The sequence below is a fragment of the Tenacibaculum aquaeponti genome (assembly GCF_052084715.1).
GTDB lineage: Bacteria > Bacteroidota > Bacteroidia > Flavobacteriales > Flavobacteriaceae > Polaribacter.
Map to the genome: position 1 here is coordinate 2,414,276 of NZ_CP197288.1, position 18,254 is coordinate 2,432,529.

The following is an 18,254-nucleotide window of genomic DNA, read 5'->3' on the forward strand; positions in this document are numbered from 1 at the left end:
AAATCTTCGAATGAATTCTAAAATAAAATAACTCGGCTTTACCTCAAACAGATTTTATTTCTTAACGAATTTATTCTCTATTTTCTTTACGTTGATTCTCTGAGGTCGAAGTTATATAAAGCTTAAAAAACAACGTTACAGGAAGCTGAAATAAATTCAGCTTGACGAGAACGAAATTGTTACACAGTAAACACTTGTATTTTAAACGTTATGAAAAGAAAAAAGTGTTAAGAGAGTTTAATGATTGTTTCAAAATACTACAAAATTATCAGCGATACTCGCTGTTAACTCTGAAATATTACGAAGTTATAAGCGACATTCGCTAGGGATTTCAAAACTCTACAAAGCTATCAACGAACTTCGTTAACACTTATGAAACTCTGCGAAACTATTAGCGAACTTCGTTGATAAAATTGTTTCAAAACAGAAGTCATTCCGAACTTGTTTCGGAATCTCATCAAGAGAAGTACAAGTGAATTCAACACTATGAGAAGCTGAAATGAATTCAGCTTGACGAACGAAATTGTTCCACGGTAAACGTCATACAGAGATTGAACCATAAAATCCACCGCAAGAAACGAACAAAATGAAAAGCTGTTTGAGCGATAGCGAGTTCTTTTCATTTCGTTTCGAGGATGTGAGTTTTATGTGTGAAAAGCTGTGAAGACTAGATTTTTTTGTTTAGTTCAGTCATTTTTTATTGGTTTAAGTCTTCATGAATCTCCTAAAGTCGATTTCTTTTTTCATCAATGGAAAAAAGAATGAATTATAATTTTTAAATCAACTAAAATTTAAACCTAATCTCAGCAGTATGAGAAGCTGAAATAAATTCAGCTTGACGGGAACGTGATGTTCCACGGTAAACGTCATACTTTACTTTTACTTAATGCGTTTTTTAAATTGTATAGAAATTTTACTTTAAAGTCGAAAATAGTTCTCGATACAACTCCCCAAGATCGTCACTCGAACTGACATTTTGATTTGAATATTCCAAAAAGTTCAATGTCTTTTCTGGCTGGAACGGAATTGTAACTTTTTTCAAAAGATAGGACTTCAAAATATTCAGAGAAATAACTCAAATATTCTTCTTTATCACCGCCAAATGGACGCTTTTCTAGATCTCCAGTTAATGGAATATCAAACCATAAGCCAACTAATTTCCCGTTTGGTTTTAATAACTCGTACATCTTTTTTGCATAAGCTTTTCGAGTTTCTGGAAGTGGAGGAAAAGAACAAAAAAATGTTTGCTCAATAATTAAGTCATATTGACCTTCAATCTCGAAAAAATCGGCTTCTAAAAGTTGATTTTTAGGGAAATCAGGATTTCGTTCTGCAAATGCTTGTAAAGGTTCGTTAGCAATATCTAAAACCTCAACATTTGAAAATCCGTTTTTATATAAATATTCTGCTTCGTAAGAGTTTCCTGCTCCAGGAATTAGAATCCGTAAATCTTTGTTGATTAATTGATCGAAATACGTTTGTAATGGGAGGGAAGCTGCGCCTAAATCCCAACCAGTTCTTTCTTCAATGTAGCGTTGCGACCAATAATCTTTTGTTGTACTCAAATTGTTTTTTGTTTTACTTAAAAATACAAAAATACCGATAGCTTTCACTACCGGTACTACACAATAACTATTTAATTCCTAATTTTTGATATTAGTTTCCTAAAATTACAGTATACACAACTTGGTCTACATTCCAACCTCTTTCGTTGAAACATCCGTTTTGTGCATCAGCTTGAATAAAAGCGATTTTTAATGGCTTGATTTGACGCTCGATTTCTGCAATATGAGCATCAAATTGGTATTGATATCTATCTAAATTAATATCAGAATCTCCATCGATATAATATGAATAATCGAAAGTAAATTGTTGTGCTTGTGGAGGGAAAATTAAAGTTCCTTGTGTAAAATTAATACAATTTGAAGTATTTACATATTCTTCAATTTCTAAAGCTGTTTCACTTCCACAACCGATATCGCTATCTAAAGTACAGTTTACAATTCTTTGAGAAACAATGGCTTTATTTTGTTTTGTTCCCGATTGTAATTCTTTTACTATTTCTTGAATATCTGGAGTGTTAGAAACATCGATTACCTTAACAAATTGTTGGTTTAGGTTGCTAGTTGGTACAGTTTCTGTTGCTACAGTGTCATCATTTTGACAGTTATTAAATACTACCAATGCCACAGCAACAAAAAATAATTTAAAAATTTTCATTTTTATGAAGATTAAAAGGTTAATTCGAAACGAATTTACCCAAAATCATCATCGGAAAAACAAGGTTTTAAAATGGTGATAATTGTATAATATTCTTAAAGTTAACTTAACAACTTAATGAAGTTTTCTTTTGAAATTTTTAATCGATTTTACATAAATTAATTTTTATTGTACATTAAGCTTTTGTTGTTCTACCATAAAATCGAAACACAAATCCTCTAATCTTTTACCATTAACAGTTGCGTTCCATGGACCATGACCTTTTCCTTCTAAAGGATAAAAAGCATGGTTAACTCCTGTAGCAATATAATTATCTCTTAAAGCTTCACCTTCGCTAAATAATACTGTAGGATCCTCTGTTCCATGCATTATAATTATTGGTGCATTTGAAGCATTAAAGCGTTCTTTACCATACAAATCATTAATAATTTTTACAGAAATACCGCTTCCCCAGAAATCTAAAACTGTATGAACTTTTGTCGATTGTTCTAAATTGGTTGTTGCCAATGTAGGATCTAAAGTCATAGAAATTTCTTCTGTATAATCTTCTGCTGCGGTAACACCTAACATTGTTGCTGTTATTGCTCCTGCAGAACCTCCGCCAACAGTAATATAATCCGTATTTATTTTATAATTTGAAGCATTTGAATGTAGCCAACGTAAAGCTGCTTTAGCATCTCTACTTGCAGGATAAATTGCATAAAATTGATCTATTTGAGAAGGTTCTAAACTATTCTGAGCAAAAGGAATCCAAGCAGTTGGAATTGTTCCTAAATCACCTTGTAATCTGTAGTTTATAGAAAATGCAACCCAACCTCTCGAAGCAAAATAGTTTGCTAAATTTGTTATTTGTGGAACATCTTTAGATCCAGATATAAAACCACCACCATGTATTAACAAAACTGCTGGTCTATTATCATTTGTATTATTAGGAATGTAAACATCTAATTTTAGTTGTTTTATAGTGTAATTTGTACTATTTATGGTTTCATGACTTAATCCTTCTGCATATACTATATCACGCGTAACTAAAACTTCATAAACAGCATCTGTTGTAACTATTGGTGTTTCTTCATTTATTTCAGGAGTTTCTTCATTATTTTCTTCACTACAAGACATTAATAAAATAGAAAACAATAGGGTATAAATTGTATACTTCATGATTCGTATATTTTTATTTATATGACAAAAATTATTGCTAATAGTTTAATTTTAAATTATTTCTCTTCAATATATAAAATTTCTTGGGCTATAAAGAGTGACTTTTTATCGATTTTTTTATCTAAAAAGATGTAGGATTATTTAAATTTATAACAACAAAAAATTAAAAAAATATGTCTATATCAGATTTATACGCTAGCGGTCAACACAAACAAGAAATAGGTCATTTTGCAAGTATCGTTAAAATTGCTTTAGTTGATAATATGATCACTGAAGCTGAACAGAAATTATTAGATAAAGCTGCTAAGAAATTAAATATTAGCGAAGAAGAATATAAAGAAATACTTAAAAACCCAGATGTTTACCCTATAAACCCACCAATTGGTTATGATGAAAGTATTGAACGTTTATATCGTTTAACTACGATGATTTTTGCTGATGGTAATGTTGATAAAGATGAAGTTCTGTTAATGAGAAAAATAACAACAGCTTTAAGTTTCCCTTTAGATAATGTTGAAAAAGTTTGTGATGAAGCTATTCATTTAGTAATGAACAACAATGATTTAGAGGTATTTACAGAGGCAATTAAAAAAGTAAATTCTATATAGATTTTACATACTAAAACAAAAATTTAGTAGTTTAGTAAACTATAACCATCCCCAAATTATGATTATGAGAAAATTTTTTTTCGTCGTAACAGTATTCGTAGTTGCTAATATTTTTGCCCAAGTAGAGTCAAATAGAAACAGAAAATGGCAAATTGGTCTCGGAGCCGGTGTTGTTAAATTTTCAGATGAAGATGCAAGTTTTATAGGAGACAAAAACATGATTCAAATTCCAAGATTGAATTTAACTATTCCCATTGGTGAACAATTATCTTTAGATGGTGCCATGTCTTTTAATAGTTTTGGTGTCGGTTTTATTGATAACTCAGTAAAATATTTTTCATTAGACGGTTCTATTCGTTACAATTTTACTGAATTATCTGAAGATTTTCTTCCTTATGTTTTTGCTGGTGGAAGTTTAGTAGATTCCGAAAGAAAAATGACTCCTACTTTTAATGTAGGTGCTGGTCTTACTTATTGGATTACTAATTCTATAGGTTTAAACACACAATTGTATTATAAACATTCTTTAGAATCTTTTGAAAGTATGCGTTCTCATATACAGATTACAGGTAGTTTAATTTATTCTTTCGATATTGGTAATTTATTTTCAGGAAGAGCAACTTCTGCCATTGGAGGAGCTTGTTATTTTAACCAACATTAATTATTTGTAATGAAAGTGTTTGCCTTGTTTTTTTGTATTAGTATTTCTCTATTTTTAGTTATTTCTAAAGGAAAAAATAAAGAAGAAAAGAATCCGAAAGTACAGACTGATATCTGTAGTTTTGATGGCAAAAAACTTTACGGTAAAATTAAACTTGTTGAATATTCATCTCAAGCAGATATTAAAGTTAAAATCGTTAATTCTTTTCCTGATGTAAAGGTAAAATTTGTAGAAAGTTTCGCCGATAATTGTGGTGAATGGCAAATCGTTGAACATGGTGAAGACTTACGTGTATACATCACAGAAAATTTTGCAGATTTAAAAATTAAACCTGTGAATTCTTTTCCAGGAATGTCTCGCTAATTAAAAACTATACATAATTCCGTTTGTTAATCGGTATTGTTCCTTTGGAATACCTAAAACCGGAAATTCATCATATTGATAAGTGAAAGTTGTAGCAAATCTTAAATTTTTAACGATTTTAAAAGACATTGTTGTTTGACTAGAAATTCTAAAATCAGAAAATAAATCAAATCTCGGTTGAAAGTATGTAGTACTCGCAATCGAGATATTTTTTGTTGGAAATAAACTCATAGAAAAATATGAACTATTTCTCCAATCTCTATTCGTTATTTTTTCATCAGACTCAATCACCTTTTCATTTTCATACATAACTAAATTACCAAAATATAGCTTGTATTTCTCCGATTTAGACAATTTAAAGCGTAAACCCACACCAATTAAACCTCTTAATCGAATTGCAGCTATTTCGTTCTCCTGAGACTGTAAAAACGCCTCTAGAGCGATTTTCTCACGAAATCGATAGTTGTACCTTAAATGCTGTGCGTTTTTGCTTACAAGCTTATTAGAATTCGCTTCTCTAAAATCTAAATCATTAACAAACAACCATAAATGCTTATTGGTCTTGTACTGTACACGTATTCTATTAGAAAAACCAAATATTGTATTTCTATTTTTTATTAAATGTAAATCTAATCGTGCAAAACCAGACCAACCTGTTGTATCTGTAACCCGTCTCAAGTTTTCAACATTAATAATTTGAGAGGATAATATAAACGGGAATAGTAGTATTAGAAAAGAAATACGTTTTTTCATTTTGTTTTAGCTAAACTATTGTTGATTTAAAAGCATTATAAAACTCTTGCTGAAGTTGTTCTATTTGTGCTGATTTATATTTTCTTGAAAAATGTACAGGAATAGGATTTTTTATTCTAGCTTTTTTAGCTATTTCACCTGATTTTGCTGCATAACTATGAAAGTTTTTGATTGCCAACTCTTTATCTTCATTCAAATAAAAAGATTCTATGTAAACAGTTTCACAGTCTTTAAAATGTTCTTGAATTTTTTGATGATTTTTTTCACTAGGAGCGTGGTCCATAATAATTCCTAAACTATCTCCTAATTGAACTTCCAATAAATAAAAAAGATCTTCTGCTGTATAACTACTTTCAGCTATAATAATTTCTCTCCTTTTATCATTATTTTCAAAAGCTTCCTTTAATTCTTTCACCCATTTACCAGGCTTAAAATCACTTTTCTTTATATTAATTTTAATTTTTTCTTTTTCTTGAAATTTATAAGCTACCGTTGGAATTTTATGATCTAACAGCACACAAGAAACTGAAAATTCTTTGTCTTCGAAAACCTGTTTATTTGTGACTTCTTTTACTTTTTTTAGTTCCCAAATTGGTGGTTTTAATTCATAAACAATATAGTAATTAGCTGATATCAATTCTCTTACTTCATAAGTAATTGAATTTTGATTAATAAGGTTCCACGTGTAACCTTTTAGCTTCGATTGTACTTGGGCTGCAATACCTTTTGGACCTAAAATAATTACATGTAACTCAGTACCAATCTGATGCCTAATTATAGCATCAAAATTAATAAAGTGGTCGATATGAGTATGACTTATAAAAACAGCTTTTATGTTTTGTATTTCTTTTACTGTTAATAAACTCGCTTCACCACAATCACATAAATAATTCCAAGAATGATTGTCTTTCTGAACAAGAATAGAAATATCTTCTTCTGTAGTACTTTTTACTGTAGTTGTAAACATTTTTTTCTTTTTCTCTAATTCGTTGCAAAGAAACAAAAATCTAAAATGATTGAAAGAAAAAAGCGTTATTAAGTAGTGTAATAACGCTTTTAAAATATTCATTTGTGATAAACTATCCTAAATTAGTTATCGCATTTTGTATTCTTTTAATAGTTGTTTCTTTACCAACCATAATCATAATTTCAAATAAATCTGGTCCAGCAAGTTTGCCAACTAAACTTAATCGTAATGGTTGCATTACTTTACCAAAACCTATTTCTTTTGAAGTAATCCAACCTTTAATTTCAGTTTGTGCATTTTCAATAGTAAAATCTTCAATTCCTTCAATTACAGAAACCAATTCCGTCATTAAAGCTCCAGTAGTTTCTTTCCACTGTTTTTTAGCTGCTTTTTGATCATATTCTTTAGGATCTTGGAAGAAAAAACTTGATAAATCCCAAAAATCTTGTACAAAAACTGCACGTTCTTTAATTAAAGAAACTACCTTCTCTACAAAGTCTTTATTAGCAGTAATCCCCTGATTTTCAAGTATTGGTAAAAACAAACTAACTAACTCATTATCAGGTTTTTGTTGTAAATATTGTTGATTAAACCACTTTGTTTTATCTAGACTGAATTTTGCTCCAGATTTACTTACTCTAGCTAAATCAAAGGCTTGAATTAAAGCTTCTAGTGAGAATAATTCTTGCTCCGTTCCAGGATTCCAACCTAATAAAGCTAACATATTTACAAAAGCGTCCGAAAAATATCCATCTTCTCTATATCCACGTGAAACATCTCCAGATTTTTCATTCGTGTATTCTAATGGAAAGACTGGAAAACCTAATTTATCACCGTCACGTTTACTTAATTTTCCTTTACCAACTGGTTTTAAAATTAAAGGTAAATGCGCAAATTTTGGTGATTCCCAACCAAATGCAGTATATAATAGTGAATGTAATGGGAGAGAAGGTAACCATTCTTCACCACGAATTACATGTGAAATTTCCATTAAATGATCATCAACAATATTCGCTAAATGATAAGTTGGCATACCATCAGATTTAAATAAAATCTTATCATCCAATGTATTAGTATCAATCTTAATTGTTCCTCTTACTTCATCTTGTAAAATTAAAGTTTCGTCTTGAGGTGTTTTAAAACGTACTACATATTTTTCTCCTGCTTCTATTTTTTGCTGAACTTCTTCTTCAGAAAGGACTAAAGAATTCACCAATCTTCCTTTTTCACGATTATGCCAATTGTAAATAAATGTTTTACCTTTTGCTTCATGATCTTTACGATGTGCATCTAATTGATCCGCAGTATCAAAAGCATAATATGCCCAACCGTTTGCTAATAATTCATCAGCATATTGTTTATATAAATCTTTACGTTCAGATTGTCTGTAAGGACCAAATTTCTCATTCTTTCCTGGACCTTCATCAAAAGGAATTTCACACCATTCTAAGGCATCTACAATATACTGTTCTGCATTAGCTACATAACGTGTTTGATCGGTATCTTCGATTCGTAAAACGAATGTTCCATTATGTTTTTTTGCAAATAAATAATTGAATAATGCGGTTCTTACGCCACCTATATGTAACGGTCCTGTTGGACTTGGCGCGAAACGCACACGAACGTTGTCAGACATTTTTTTAATTTTTTAACGTGGCAAAGATAGTTTTAAAAGACAAAGCAAAAAAGACAAAAAAAGAGAGTTTCTTTCGAAACTCTCTTCATTAATATTTATATAAAAAAATTATAACTTGTAATACAAACCGAATGATAATGCAGGAGATTTTGCAACTCTTCGTCCGCTAAAAGCACCTCCTAAACCAACATTTGCACCAAAGTTTTTATTAATTTCTCCTATAATTTTAAATCCAAAAGCTGCATAGCTCTGGTCATTAACATATAAACTTGTTCTTAAATTAGTAATTGGTTGTAAAATTTCTCCATTATGAAAAGAAGCAACACCATCTAAAAAACCAGCAACCCATAACCAAGAACCTACTTTATAACCAGCTTCACCGCCTAATTTAAATGCAGAACTATAATCGTTTGTTCTAATATCAACTCCTGTAAAAGCTTGAATATACCATTTATCAAATCCTCTACCTGCAGAAATAACAGGAGTAAAAGTCCAAGCGTCGTAACCAGTTCTTAAACCAGTAGCAGCATCAAAATTACTTGTATTAGCTTCAACCATCAATTGACCAGAAATTAACCACTTTTTATTGTAAAAATTATGACGAACTCCAACTTGTATATTTCCTAAAGAACTTTTAGATCCTTCTGCAGTTACTGGAAATGGAGTTGGATTAACTAAATCATTAGTAGCAACAAATTTAAAAGGTAAGTTTGCTATTAAAGTTGTTTTATCTGAAATTCCGTATTCAGCATATAATTGTAATGTATTATCATTAATTTCTCTTTCAGTTTGAAAATCTGGATTTCCAAAAATATCTGAGTATGTTGGAATAGTAGTAAAAGATAATTGTAAATAAGTTTCATCTTTCTTTTGTGTCCAAGGACTTTGAGCATATGTGCTTATTGATAGGCAAATAAGTAAAAAATAAGTTAGTTTTTTCATGTTTTAAATATTTTCACTATTAGTTAAAATATAAGTCAATTCCTTACAAAAAAATGCTTAGAAATTAGAAACTTCTAAGCATTTAGGTTTATTTATTTTCTTTATTTAATTAAAAGAACCTATACAACATAAACCGTTTCGAACAGTTCCAATACAAGATTCTCCAGCAGGAGCATCTAAAACACAAGTACCACCTTCAGACCCAATGAATCCTTGTCCGCCTGCATGGTGAGATGCTACACAACCAGTTGCAGTACAATTAGAACTTCCCCAAATTCCTCCTTGAATAGTTCTTTGTTGTTTTTTGGATAAAATCTTAGTGTTTTGAAGTTTTAAAAATTCTTTTTTCATAATATTTAAATTTATGAGGTTAATAATTACTTTAAATCTATTGTTATTTTCTTTTTAATAGTGTTAAAGAGTATTATTTTAAATTTTATTTAACAAAAACTAGAGTGAAACGCCTTTTTAACTTTTTTAATACTGTTTTTGAATACGAAATTTGATTACTTTTATAGGTTAATATTTGTTTTATGAGTAATTTCAATCGAATTGAGCAAAAACTTCAGCAGTTTAGTAGAAAATTTTACACAAATGAACTAATAAAAGGAAGTATTCTATTTTTAACGTTAGGACTTTTATATCTTTTATTTACTCTATTTATAGAGTATTTTTTCTGGTTAAAACCTAACGCAAGAACAGTTTTGTTCTGGTTATTTATAACCGTAGAAGTATTTTTATTAATTCGTTTTATTTGTTTTCCGATTTTTAAACTTTTTGGACTTAAAAAGGGAATTACTCAAGAAGAAGCTTCTAAACTAATTGGAAATCATTTTCCAGAAGTAAAAGATAAATTACTTAATTTTTTACAGCTTAAAAACGAAACAAATTCATCGGAATTACTTTTAGCAAGTATCGATCAAAAAGCAAGTGAACTACAACCGATTCCTTTTTCAAATGCTATAAATTTCTCAGTAAACGTAAAATATTTAAAATATTTAGTAATTCCAGTGGTTTTATGGTTACTTACTTTTATTACTGGTATTGGTGATAAACTTAATGATAGTTTAAATAGGGTAGTAAATCATAGCATTGCTTACAATCCACCTGCTCCTTTTTTCTTTGAACTTACTTCAAAAAACTTAGAGGTAATTAAAGGTGATCCTTTAACTGTTTACATACAAACTAAAGGACAAGTTATTCCTGATGAAGCAAAAATTAACTTTAATAATGAATCTTATTATTTAGATAATAATGGTTCTGGTTTGTTTTCATACACCTTTGAATCTGTAAATAAAAACATTCAATTCTTTATTGAAGCAAATAAGATTAAGTCTACTAATTATCAAGTAAATATTATTAAGACTCCTTCAATAAAAAACATCAGTATGCAGATCAATTACCCGAGGTATATTGGTAAAAAAAACGAACAACTTTCTAACGCAACAAACATCACTGTTCCACAAGGAACATTCGTTACTTGGAAAGTTTTAACTTCTGATACAGATAGTGTTAATTACACGAGTAACAATAAAACTAAACCTTTTAAAACAGATAAAAACAACGAATTTTCTTTTCAAAAGAGAATTTTAGAAGATGTAAATTATTTAATAAGTACTTCAAATATTAAACTAAAAAATTACGAAAAACTAAATTTTTCTATTAATACAATTTCTGATGAATTTCCAACAATTGAAGTTAAATCAAATATTGATAGTATTTCTAGAGGTCCCGTTTATTTTGCTGGTGAAATTTCTGACGATTATGGATTTCAAAAATTAGAAATGGTTTATTATGATATTCACAATCCTGAAAATAAAAAAACTAAACAAATAAAAATTTCTAGAGAAAACGTACAGAGTTTCTTTGCTAAGTTTCCAGATGATTTAAAATTAATAGAAGGTATAGACTATGAATTATTCTTTAGAGTTTTTGATAATGATGCTATACAAGGAAATAAAAAGGCAGTCAGTAAAAAGTTTTCGTATAGAAAGAAAACGACTGAAGAGTTAGATAATGAATTACTAAATGAACAACAAAATTACTTAGAAAACATTCAGAATTCTTTACAAAAGCAACAAGACAGCAAACAAGAACTAGAAAAAGTTCAATTCGATCTTCAAAACAAGAAGAATATGAATTGGAATGATCAGAAGAAAATAGAAAATATTATTAAGCGACAAGAGCAGTATCAGAACATGATGCAGCGACAAACAAAGAAACTTCAAGAGAACTTTTCTGAAAAGGAAGAAAAAAATGAAAGTTTACAAAAGAAAAAAGAAAACTTACAGAAAAGAATAGAAGAACTTAAAAAGATTCAAAAACAAAAAAAGCTTTTAGATCAACTTAAAAAAATGGCAGAAAAGCTGAACAAGGAAGATTTAATTAAAAAGTCAAAACAACTTGCTCAACAAAACAAACAGCAAGAAAAGAGTTTAGAAAGAGTTTTAGAATTAGCTAAGCAATATTATGTAGAACAAAAAATGAATAAAATTGCTGAAAAACTAGATGAATTAGCTAAAAAACAAGAAGAATTAAGCAACAAAGAGAACACAGAGGAGGAACAAAAAAAATTAAAAGAAGAATTTGAAAAGCAAAAAAAGGAATTAGATGATTTAAAAAAGGAAAACGAAAAATTAAAAAGACCAATGGATATTCCTTCAGTTGAAAACTTAAAGAAGGAAACACAAGAACAATTAAACAAAGCAGAAGAAAACCAAAAGAAAAATAACAGTCAAAAAGCTAAACAAAATCAGAAGAAAGCTGCTCAAAAAATGAAAGAAATGAGTCAGAAAATGCAGCAATCAATGCAAATGATGAGTAATGAAATGGCTGAAGAGAACATGGAAGATCTTCGTAGTATTCTTGAAAACCTAGTTACATTCTCTTTTGATCAGGAAACATTAATGAATGATTTCTCTAAAATTAATTCAGGACATCCTAATTTTGGAAAGAATTTAAAGAAGCAGAATCAATTAAAAACATACTTCGAACATATCGATGATAGCTTGTTTGTTTTATCTCTTCGTGTACCTGAAATTAGTTCTAAAATACAAGATCATTTAGCTGATGCGCATTATAATTTAGATCAATCGTTAGAAAACTTTGCAGATAGTAGATTCCGAAATGGTGTTTCTAACCAAAGATATGTTATGACTTCAGCAAATGAATTAGCTAATATGCTAAGTAATACTTTAGACGCAATGCAAAACCCAAAACCAGGTAGTGGTAGTGGAAAAGGGAAGAGCGGCGATTCATTTAGTTTACCAGATATTATTCAAAAACAAGAAGACTTAATGAATAAAATGAAGAAAGGAATGAATAAAAATGGTAAAGATGGAAAACCTAAAGATGGTGAAAATGGTGAACCAAAGGATGGAAAAGGAGATAAAAAAGGTCAAAAAGGGGAGAATAAAGGACAACAAAAAGGAGAAGGACAACAAGGACAGAACGATGATTTAAATGGAGAATTATACGAAATATACAAACAACAAAGTGAACTTAGACAGCAATTACAAGATGCTATAAAAGATGGAAAAGACGGAAATGGAGAAGGTAAAAAAGCATTAAAACAGATGGAACAGTTAGAAAATGAAATTTTAGAAAAAGGTTTTAATCAAAGTACTTTACAAAGAATGCAGCGTTTAAACTATCAACTTTTAAAATTAGAAAAAGCAACTTTCGAACAAGGAAAAGAAAAGAAAAGAAAGTCAAACACTAATTTAATCCAATATAATAAAAATAGAATCAAGGAACTTGAATTTAAAAAACAGTATTACAATCAAACTGAAATTTTAAACAGACAATCGTTACCTTTACAACAAAATTACAAGAAGAAAGTTCAGGAATATTTCAATAATAAGAACACTTCTAAAAATTAAAAAATGATAGCTTTTAATTACGAAACCAACTTTGAACTTTCAGATGAAAAAAGAACATCTGAATGGATTATTAAATGTATAGAAGAAGAAAACCACGAACTAGGTGAAGTGAATTATATCTTTTGTGATGATAGTTATTTACATAAAATAAACGTTGAATTTTTACAACATGACACATTCACAGATATTATTAGTTTCGATTATTCTTTAGGTAAACTTGTAAGTGGTGATATTTTTATCTCTATAGAAAGAGTAAAGGAAAATGCTTCTAAATTTGAAGTTTCTTTTCAAGAAGAACTACACCGAGTCATTATTCATGGCATACTTCATTATATGGGTTTTAAAGATAAGACAGATAATGAAAAACAAATCATGAGAGACAAAGAAAATACTTGTTTAAAAGTCTTAAATTTGTAGTCCGTTCCACGTGGAACGGACTTTTTTATTTTAAAGAATATCCAATACAGAATATAAAGATGAGTTTATTCACAACAACATACGATGTTATTGTAGTAGGAGGAGGACACGCTGGTAGTGAAGCAGCAGCAGCAAGTGCAAACATGGGAGCACACACTCTTTTAATTACAATGAATTTACAGAACATTGCTCAAATGAGTTGTAATCCTGCTATGGGTGGAATAGCAAAAGGACAAATAGTTAGAGAGATTGATGCGTTAGGTGGTTATAGTGCTATTGTTACGGATAAGACCGCTATACAATTTAAAATGCTTAACAAATCTAAAGGACCTGCAATGTGGAGTCCGAGAGCTCAATCTGACAGAATGCAGTTTGCAGAATGTTGGAGAAATATGCTTGAGCAAACTGAAAATTTAGATTTTTATCAAGATTCTGTTAACGGTTTAATCTTCGATGGAAACAAAATAATTGGAGTAAAAACAAACCTTGGATTAGATATAAAAGCCAAGACTGTAATTGTAACAGCAGGTACTTTTTTAAATGGTTTAATTCATATCGGAGAGAAAACATTTGGTGGTGGTAGAGCAGGAGAAGGGGCTTCAACTGGAATAACAGAAGACTTAGTTGCAAAAGGTTTTGAATCTGGAAGAATGAAAACAGGAACACCTCCAAGAGTAGATGGTCGTTCTTTAGATTATTCTAAAATGACCGAACAACCTGGTGATGATAATCCTGAAAAATTCTCTTATTTACCGATTACATCTGTTTTAAAAGAACAGAGATCTTGTTATTTGACTTATACAAATCAAACTACACATGATTTACTTAGAGAAGGATTTGATAGATCTCCTATGTTTAACGGAAGAATTAAATCAACTGGACCAAGATATTGTCCGTCTGTAGAAGATAAAATAAATCGTTTTGCTGATAAAGAAAGACATCAAGTTTTTGTAGAACCTGAGGGGTGGAATACAGTTGAGATATATGTAAATGGGTTCTCTACATCTTTACCAGAAGACATTCAAGATAAAGCAATACGTTCTATTCCTGGTTTTGAAAAAGTAAAGTTTTTTAGATATGGATATGCGATAGAATACGACTATTTTTCACCAACACAGTTAACACACTCGTTGGAAACAAAACTTATCGAAAACTTATTTTTCGCAGGACAAATTAACGGTACTACTGGATATGAAGAAGCAGCAGCGCAAGGATTAATGGCAGGTGTAAATGCAGCATTAAAAACACAAAATAAAGAACCTTTTATTTTAAAAAGGAGTGAAGCTTATATAGGAGTTTTAATTGATGATTTAATCACAAAAGGAACTGAAGAACCATATAGAATGTTTACTTCTCGTGCAGAATACAGAACTCTACTTCGTCAAGATAATGCTGATTTAAGATTAACTAAAAAATCTTTCGAAATTGGTTTAGCTTCAGAAGAAAGATTAAAAAGAGTAACTAACAAAGAAAGGAAAACAGAAGAAACAATAGAGTTCTTAAAAAAACTAAGCGTAACAAAAGAAGAAATAAACCCTATACTTGAGAAAAAAAATCTAGCAGCTATAAATCAATCTATGAAGTTATACAAAATAGCAGCCAGACCTCAACTTACTTTTAATGACTTTTTATCTATAGAAAAATTAAATAATTTCATAGAAGAAAACTCAATAGATAAAGAAATTATAGAACAAGTTGAAATTCATTTAAAGTATTCGGGGTATATCGAAAAAGAGAAGAGCAACGCTGATAAATTAAACAGACTAGAAAACGTTCCTATACCTTCAAGTTTTGATTACACTAAAGTAAAATCATTATCATACGAAGCAAGGGAAAAACTTCTAAAAATAAAACCGACCAGCATTTCGCAAGCAAGTCGAATTAGTGGAGTTTCTCCAAGCGATGTCTCTGTATTATTAGTTTATATGGGTAGATAATTTTAAAACGTTCCACATGGAACGTTTTTTTTATTCACTAAAATTTAAATCAAAAAAGAGAATGTTCCTTGTGGAACATTTTTTAAATTTACCATTTTGAAACCGTAAAGTTTCACGTGGAACTTAAAATAAAAGTAACTTGAACTACAATAAAAACACTTCCCTTTATATAGATTGTAAAGATCATTCAGTAAGTAAAGAAGAATTTAAATTATTAAGAAACGAAGAATACGATTTATTAATTACAAACCCAATACCTGATAATTTGAGTTCTTATTATGAAAGCGAAGAATACATTTCACATACAGACAGTAGTGAAGGTATAATTAATAAGATATATCAGAGTGTAAGAAAATATACTATATCAAAAAAAATAAAATTAATAAATAATTACATCAATAAAAGTAAGTCAATATTAGACATAGGATGTGGTACTGGAGATTTTATAAAAGAATGTAAAAACAACGATTGGGAAGTTGTAGGTATTGAACCAAATTCTAAAGCAAGAGATATAGGACGAACTAAAAATTTAGTTATATTAAATTCAATTGATGAATTACATGAACAGAAATTTGATGTAATAACAATGTGGCATGTTTTAGAACATGTAACAGATTTAGATAATACTATTAACAAAATTAAAAACATGTTGACAGAAAATGGAACTTTAATTATTGCTGTACCAAATTATAAAAGTTTTGATGCTGTTTATTATAAAAATTATTGGGCTGCTTATGATGTACCAAGACATATTTGGCATTTTTCAAAAAATAGTATCTCAAGAATCTTTGATAAAATCAAAATGGAAGTTGTAAATATAAAACCAATGTTATTTGATTCATTCTATGTTTCTATGTTATCTGAAAAATATAAAAGAGGAAGAAACAACTTTTTAAATGCTTTTTTTGTTGGATTATGGTCTAATATAAAAGGATTATCAACAGAAGAATATTCATCTCATATCTACATCATAAAAAATAAGAAATAATCATTTATAGGTGGTTTTAAAAAGGATTTACAACTCATCTATAAAATTATATTAATTAAAAATAAAAACGCTTTAAATCCCATTATTTAAAGCGTTTATTATAATTAAAAATTATATTTATTTTATTTAATATAAATTTTATTTACTTAATAAATACACTCCGAAAATTGCAATTATAAAATAAACTGCTAATGTCATAGCACCTGCATAATCTTTTGCTAATCTTTGTCCGACTAAAAGAAAAATTAAACTTAATGCAGAAAGTACTGCACCAATTAAAGCTATTTCTTTTGCACCTGTTGTTGATAAGTGAAAAATTCCAACGAACATTAAAGCACCGGCTAAAAGTTCCATAATTAAAATAATTGCTAATAAGATAGGCACAGAATTTTTTAAAGGAGAATTTTTAAAATGTTCTTTAATAAAAGAAGCATTACCTTTCCAGTCTGTAACTTTATCTATACCGGACTGTAAGAAAGTAACTATTAAAAATAAAAGTAATAAAATTTCTGTTATGTGTTTTTGAAAAAGTTCCATAAAAAAGTTTGTTTTAGGATAAAATTACTACATATTGTAACAATTAAAAAAAATTGCGTCATATAAGTAACTTAAATAGCTATATTTATAAATAAATCAACTTAAAAAAATTTAACTATGTCATTATTATCCAATCCATTAATACCATTAATAATATTTTTATCTATAATATTATTGATATCTGCATTCTTTATAGTAAAACAACAAACTGCTGCTATTATTGAGCGTTTTGGTAAGTTTCACAGTATTCGACAGTCTGGTTTACATATAAAAATACCATTAGTAGACCGTATTGCAGGGAAGTTAAGCTTAAAAATTCAACAATTAGATGTAATTGTAGAAACAAAGACTTTAGATGATGTATTCGTACGTTTAAAGGTTTCTGTTCAATATAAAGTAATAAAAGATAAGGTATATGATGCTTTCTATAAATTAGATTATCCACACGATCAGATTACAAGTTATGTATTTGATGTTGTTCGTGCTGAAGTACCTAAAATGAAGTTAGATGATGTATTTGTTAAAAAAGATGATATTGCAATTGCAGTAAAATCTGAATTAAATGATGCAATGATGGAGTATGGATATGACATTATTAAAACGTTAGTAACAGATATCGATCCTGATGCTCAAGTAAAGGCTGCAATGAATAGAATTAATGCTTCTGAAAGAGAAAAAATTGCTGCTCAATATGAAGGAGATGCTCAACGTATTTTAATTGTTGAAAAAGCAAAAGCAGAAGCAGAAAGTAAAAGATTACAAGGTCAAGGTATTGCAGACCAAAGAAGAGAGATTGCGCGTGGTTTAGAAGAATCTGTAGAAGTTTTAAATAAAGTTGGTATTAACAGTCAAGAAGCTTCTGCATTAATCGTTGTAACGCAACACTACGATACATTACAATCGATAGGAGAGGAGACAAATAGTAATTTAATTTTACTACCAAACTCACCACAAGCAGGTAGTGACATGTTAAATAACATGGTGGCCTCTTTTACAGCAAGTAACCAAATTGGTGAAGCTATGAAAAAAGCAAAAAACAAAAAGAAAGATGATTCTGAAGATTAATGATACATCTATAAATTAAAATATATTAAAATCCAGTAGTTTTACTACTGGATTTTTTACGTTTATCAAATAAATATATACGTTCATCAAACAAAATAGTAAAGTATTCAAATCCTTT

The 18,254-nt window shown here is 29.1% G+C and carries 17 protein-coding genes; 8 read left to right on the plus strand and 9 right to left on the minus strand.

Annotated features, from left to right (window positions below):
* Positions 1 to 959: 959 nt before the first annotated feature.
* The 3 genes from ACSIGC_RS10800 to ACSIGC_RS10810 form a co-directional block, all read right to left on the minus strand.
* On the minus strand, positions 960 to 1,565 hold the full coding sequence (locus ACSIGC_RS10800; RefSeq protein ID WP_442264832.1) for a methyltransferase domain-containing protein: 606 nt from the start codon (positions 1,563 to 1,565) through the stop codon (positions 960 to 962).
* A 91-nt stretch (positions 1,566 to 1,656) separates the two neighbouring features.
* A complete protein-coding gene (locus ACSIGC_RS10805) occupies positions 1,657 to 2,220 on the minus strand; it encodes a hypothetical protein (RefSeq protein ID WP_442264833.1) in 564 nt (187 codons plus the stop codon).
* Between the two features lie 165 nt (positions 2,221 to 2,385).
* A complete protein-coding gene (locus ACSIGC_RS10810; protein ID WP_442264834.1) occupies positions 2,386 to 3,381 on the minus strand; it encodes an alpha/beta hydrolase in 996 nt (331 codons plus the stop codon).
* A gap of 173 nt (positions 3,382 to 3,554) precedes the next feature.
* Here ACSIGC_RS10810 and ACSIGC_RS10815 point away from each other — a divergent pair, with 173 nt between their 5' ends.
* The 3 genes from ACSIGC_RS10815 to ACSIGC_RS10825 all read left to right on the plus strand — a co-directional run bounded on the left by ACSIGC_RS10815 (position 3,555) and on the right by ACSIGC_RS10825 (position 5,013).
* Entirely contained in the window at positions 3,555 to 3,989 is a 435-nt protein-coding gene (locus ACSIGC_RS10815; protein ID WP_442264835.1) for a TerB family tellurite resistance protein, read from the plus strand.
* Positions 3,990 to 4,053: 64 nt separating this feature from the next.
* On the plus strand, positions 4,054 to 4,650 hold the full coding sequence (locus ACSIGC_RS10820; RefSeq protein WP_442264836.1) for a hypothetical protein: 597 nt from the start codon (positions 4,054 to 4,056) through the stop codon (positions 4,648 to 4,650).
* A 9-nt stretch (positions 4,651 to 4,659) separates the two neighbouring features.
* Entirely contained in the window at positions 4,660 to 5,013 is a 354-nt protein-coding gene (locus tag ACSIGC_RS10825; protein WP_442264837.1) for a hypothetical protein, read from the plus strand.
* Here the strand turns inward: ACSIGC_RS10825 and ACSIGC_RS10830 are convergent, their stop codons facing one another.
* The 5 genes from ACSIGC_RS10830 to ACSIGC_RS10850 all read right to left on the minus strand — a co-directional run bounded on the left by ACSIGC_RS10830 (position 5,014) and on the right by ACSIGC_RS10850 (position 9,662).
* Positions 5,014 to 5,766, minus strand: a complete 753-nt coding sequence (locus ACSIGC_RS10830; RefSeq protein ID WP_442264838.1) for a DUF481 domain-containing protein — start codon at positions 5,764 to 5,766, stop codon at positions 5,014 to 5,016. It lies immediately after the preceding gene.
* Between the two features lie 10 nt (positions 5,767 to 5,776).
* Positions 5,777 to 6,733, minus strand: coding sequence for a peptidase (locus ACSIGC_RS10835; protein ID WP_442264839.1), 957 nt, complete (start codon positions 6,731 to 6,733; stop codon positions 5,777 to 5,779).
* A 112-nt stretch (positions 6,734 to 6,845) separates the two neighbouring features.
* Positions 6,846 to 8,369 carry a glutamate--tRNA ligase gene (gene gltX, locus ACSIGC_RS10840; RefSeq protein ID WP_442264840.1) on the minus strand — a complete coding sequence of 508 codons (1,524 nt, stop codon included), beginning with the start codon at positions 8,367 to 8,369 and terminating at the stop codon, positions 6,846 to 6,848.
* A 108-nt stretch (positions 8,370 to 8,477) separates the two neighbouring features.
* On the minus strand, positions 8,478 to 9,311 hold the full coding sequence (locus ACSIGC_RS10845; RefSeq protein ID WP_442264841.1) for a hypothetical protein: 834 nt from the start codon (positions 9,309 to 9,311) through the stop codon (positions 8,478 to 8,480).
* Positions 9,312 to 9,416: 105 nt separating this feature from the next.
* Positions 9,417 to 9,662, minus strand: a complete 246-nt coding sequence (locus ACSIGC_RS10850) for a hypothetical protein (RefSeq protein WP_442264842.1) — start codon at positions 9,660 to 9,662, stop codon at positions 9,417 to 9,419.
* Positions 9,663 to 9,844: 182 nt separating this feature from the next.
* On the opposite strand from ACSIGC_RS10850, the gene ACSIGC_RS10855 reads away from it, so the two are divergent.
* From ACSIGC_RS10855 to ACSIGC_RS10870, 4 genes are all read left to right on the plus strand, one after another.
* Positions 9,845 to 13,192 (plus strand): DUF4175 family protein, encoded by a 3,348-nt coding sequence (locus ACSIGC_RS10855; RefSeq protein ID WP_442264843.1) that lies wholly within the window; start codon positions 9,845 to 9,847, stop codon positions 13,190 to 13,192.
* A 3-nt stretch (positions 13,193 to 13,195) separates the two neighbouring features.
* Positions 13,196 to 13,609, plus strand: coding sequence for an rRNA maturation RNase YbeY (gene ybeY, locus ACSIGC_RS10860; protein ID WP_442264844.1), 414 nt, complete (start codon positions 13,196 to 13,198; stop codon positions 13,607 to 13,609).
* A 59-nt stretch (positions 13,610 to 13,668) separates the two neighbouring features.
* Positions 13,669 to 15,546, plus strand: coding sequence for a tRNA uridine-5-carboxymethylaminomethyl(34) synthesis enzyme MnmG (mnmG, locus tag ACSIGC_RS10865; protein WP_442264845.1), 1,878 nt, complete (start codon positions 13,669 to 13,671; stop codon positions 15,544 to 15,546).
* 139 nt (positions 15,547 to 15,685) lie between these two features.
* Positions 15,686 to 16,534 (plus strand): class I SAM-dependent methyltransferase, encoded by an 849-nt coding sequence (locus ACSIGC_RS10870; RefSeq protein WP_442264846.1) that lies wholly within the window; start codon positions 15,686 to 15,688, stop codon positions 16,532 to 16,534.
* A gap of 138 nt (positions 16,535 to 16,672) precedes the next feature.
* On the opposite strand, the gene ACSIGC_RS10875 is transcribed toward ACSIGC_RS10870, so the two are convergent.
* The gene (locus ACSIGC_RS10875; RefSeq protein WP_442264847.1) at positions 16,673 to 17,071 is read right to left on the minus strand and encodes a DoxX family protein; all 399 of its coding nucleotides are present in this window, start codon (positions 17,069 to 17,071) and stop codon (positions 16,673 to 16,675) included.
* A 117-nt stretch (positions 17,072 to 17,188) separates the two neighbouring features.
* Here ACSIGC_RS10875 and ACSIGC_RS10880 point away from each other — a divergent pair, with 117 nt between their 5' ends.
* Positions 17,189 to 18,136, plus strand: a complete 948-nt coding sequence (locus ACSIGC_RS10880; RefSeq protein ID WP_442264848.1) for an SPFH domain-containing protein — start codon at positions 17,189 to 17,191, stop codon at positions 18,134 to 18,136.
* The last annotated feature ends 118 nt before the right edge of the window (positions 18,137 to 18,254 follow it).

Bases quoted from the DNA above. Each gene is read 5' to 3' on its own strand.
- ACSIGC_RS10805 (WP_442264833.1), bottom strand. From the start codon at position 2,220: ATGAAAATTTTTAAATTATTTTTTGTTGCTGTGGCATTGGTAGTATTT.
- ACSIGC_RS10810 (WP_442264834.1), bottom strand. From the start codon at position 3,381: ATGAAGTATACAATTTATACCCTATTGTTTTCTATTTTATTAATGTCT.
- ACSIGC_RS10815 (WP_442264835.1), top strand. From the start codon at position 3,555: ATGTCTATATCAGATTTATACGCTAGCGGTCAACACAAACAAGAAATA.
- ACSIGC_RS10820 (WP_442264836.1), top strand. From the start codon at position 4,054: ATGAGAAAATTTTTTTTCGTCGTAACAGTATTCGTAGTTGCTAATATT.
- ACSIGC_RS10825 (WP_442264837.1), top strand. From the start codon at position 4,660: ATGAAAGTGTTTGCCTTGTTTTTTTGTATTAGTATTTCTCTATTTTTA.
- ACSIGC_RS10830 (WP_442264838.1), bottom strand. From the start codon at position 5,766: ATGAAAAAACGTATTTCTTTTCTAATACTACTATTCCCGTTTATATTA.
- ACSIGC_RS10835 (WP_442264839.1), bottom strand. From the start codon at position 6,733: ATGTTTACAACTACAGTAAAAAGTACTACAGAAGAAGATATTTCTATT.
- gltX (WP_442264840.1), bottom strand. From the start codon at position 8,369: ATGTCTGACAACGTTCGTGTGCGTTTCGCGCCAAGTCCAACAGGACCG.
- ACSIGC_RS10845 (WP_442264841.1), bottom strand. From the start codon at position 9,311: ATGAAAAAACTAACTTATTTTTTACTTATTTGCCTATCAATAAGCACA.
- ACSIGC_RS10850 (WP_442264842.1), bottom strand. From the start codon at position 9,662: ATGAAAAAAGAATTTTTAAAACTTCAAAACACTAAGATTTTATCCAAA.
- ACSIGC_RS10855 (WP_442264843.1), top strand. From the start codon at position 9,845: ATGAGTAATTTCAATCGAATTGAGCAAAAACTTCAGCAGTTTAGTAGA.
- ybeY (WP_442264844.1), top strand. From the start codon at position 13,196: ATGATAGCTTTTAATTACGAAACCAACTTTGAACTTTCAGATGAAAAA.
- mnmG (WP_442264845.1), top strand. From the start codon at position 13,669: ATGAGTTTATTCACAACAACATACGATGTTATTGTAGTAGGAGGAGGA.
- ACSIGC_RS10875 (WP_442264847.1), bottom strand. From the start codon at position 17,071: ATGGAACTTTTTCAAAAACACATAACAGAAATTTTATTACTTTTATTT.
- ACSIGC_RS10880 (WP_442264848.1), top strand. From the start codon at position 17,189: ATGTCATTATTATCCAATCCATTAATACCATTAATAATATTTTTATCT.